This window comes from Stenotrophomonas maltophilia group sp. RNC7, assembly GCF_030910085.1.
Lineage (GTDB): Bacteria > Pseudomonadota > Gammaproteobacteria > Xanthomonadales > Xanthomonadaceae > Stenotrophomonas > Stenotrophomonas sepilia.
The window spans coordinates 1-1,352 of sequence record NZ_JAVFVN010000275.1 but is presented as its reverse complement, the minus strand read 5'-3'; the positions used below and the strand labels follow the sequence as shown (position 1 = coordinate 1,352).

Here is a 1,352-nt window from a genome sequence, read left to right as displayed (position 1 = left end):
GGCATACCTGGCATCATATGGATTATTGATGTCTTGCTCGACCTCGGCAATTCGAGCCACAGCGAAGTACGCGAGATTTCCTCCGTCGGCGCGTGGTCTCCGAAGCACCACCCAATCGTTCTCGCACTGTCGAACAGTGTTGAGATAACGTCGCGGGAACTGATAATCCTCAGTTTGGTCGTCGTCATAGATGGAGGTCGGCTTCGTGTCGAATACGGCTTTCATTGAACTACATGTTTGGTTTCGTGTACCGAATTCGGAAGTTTCCCATTTGCGCCACGAGTGACAACTCCTTATTTGTTTCCGCAGTACGGTTGTATGCTTAAGTAACCAAATTCTTTGCAGCCTTTGCACGAGCACACTACACTGCTGGAATGGATACTCAAACGACCGCACAACGGCGCAGAAACATGCAAGCCGTGAAGTCAAAAAATACCAAGCCCGAGCTAATTGTTCGCAGGGCGTTGTTTGCACGTGGCTATCGGTTTCGACTGCATCGACGCGACCTTCCAGGCTCGCCAGATATCGTTTTCCTCGGAAGGAAGACAGCGGTTTTCGTCCACGGATGTTTCTGGCACGGACACGATTGCCCCCGCGGCAGAGCCCCCAAAACGCGCATCGATTTTTGGCATGATAAAATCGGAAAAAACCGTTCACGCGACAGGCGAAATTACGAGAACTTGAAACAGCTCGGATGGAGCTCAATGACGGTCTGGGAATGCGAAACCAAAGATATAGAGATCCTTCTAATGCGGCTAAGCATGTTTTTAGAGGATCAATCTAATCCACGCTAACAAGGCAACCGACTGACTTTTAAGAGTTTCTGAAATGTTTCACATAGTATAAAATCATGCGTCGTTATTCGCTGCATCAACGCGAGTAGCAAAAGCGCTGCCTCTGTATCCAAGACCGATGCGTGTTACGCTTGTTCCAACCTTCTGAATGAAATTAAGGGCGTATTCGTAACGCAGTTTAGCATGAACTGTCGCCTTGGCCGGGGCAATTTCAAGTGAGCCACCAGCCAGTTGCGGTTTGATGAGGTCCAATTCTGTACCGCTCAACATTCCGTCATTCTTCGCTACAAACGTGCGCCAGGTCACTTTCTCCGACGATCCTTGTCCCAGGGCGTTGGCAGGTACGGGAAGCCCCAAGCACGTTATTTCATTGGGACTCGTTTCAGCGAAACAATAAAGCCCGCTATTGATGTCTCTTTCCTCAAGGTCACTTTCGTTGAAGACATTAAGTTTCAACGCAGTGAACGGCCGCAATTCATTGCTGTCGACCACAAAAGCTACTGTGTTCTGCCCTGGCTCCATGTCACAGGCGGGTGTCGCACATACCCACCATTCACC

At 49.7% G+C, this 1,352-nt stretch carries 2 protein-coding genes and 1 pseudogene; 1 reads left to right on the top strand and 2 read right to left on the bottom strand.

Translation table 11 applies throughout. The annotated features are described in order from the left end of the window. Positions 1 to 225, bottom strand: a pseudogene (locus RCF13_RS03805) (hypothetical protein); the annotation flags it as partial. A gap of 149 nt (positions 226 to 374) precedes the next feature. Here RCF13_RS03805 and RCF13_RS03800 point away from each other — a divergent pair. Beyond that, positions 375 to 794 (top strand): very short patch repair endonuclease, encoded by a 420-nt coding sequence (locus tag RCF13_RS03800; RefSeq protein WP_308140886.1) that lies wholly within the window; start codon positions 375 to 377, stop codon positions 792 to 794. Between the two features lie 54 nt (positions 795 to 848). On the opposite strand, the gene RCF13_RS03795 is transcribed toward RCF13_RS03800, so the two are convergent. After that, positions 849 to 1,352, bottom strand: a 504-nt coding sequence (locus RCF13_RS03795; protein WP_308140885.1) for a hypothetical protein, incomplete at its 5' end; no start/stop codon positions are given.